This window comes from Chryseobacterium sp. SIMBA_028, from assembly GCF_046535285.1.
In the GTDB taxonomy this organism is placed as follows: Bacteria; Bacteroidota; Bacteroidia; order Flavobacteriales; family Weeksellaceae; genus Chryseobacterium.
On sequence record NZ_JAWRWZ010000917.1, the window covers coordinates 1 to 228 of the forward strand.

Below are 228 nucleotides of genomic sequence, written 5' to 3' on the forward strand. Positions count from 1 at the left end.
GCCGGGATCCGCCAGAACCCGCAGGGTCGCCACCAGGTCCACAATCTCCGGTGTGTCCAGCAATCCGCCCAAACCGACGATCTCGTAAGGGATGCCCTGAAGCTCGAATTCTCGGCGGATGCACTCCATTTGCGCCCGACGCCGGCACAGCACCGCCATGGTGGGCCTGACCGCTGACCCATCTTTTTCTTCCTCGAAAACGGTCCGGCGGTATCGGCGGACATCGCG

The 228-nt window shown here is 63.6% G+C and carries 1 protein-coding gene; it reads right to left on the reverse strand.

Annotated elements, in window-relative coordinates:
* On the reverse strand, positions 1 to 228 hold a 228-nt coding region (locus tag SCA31_RS25880), incomplete at both ends, for a 3'-5' exonuclease (RefSeq protein ID WP_410699792.1).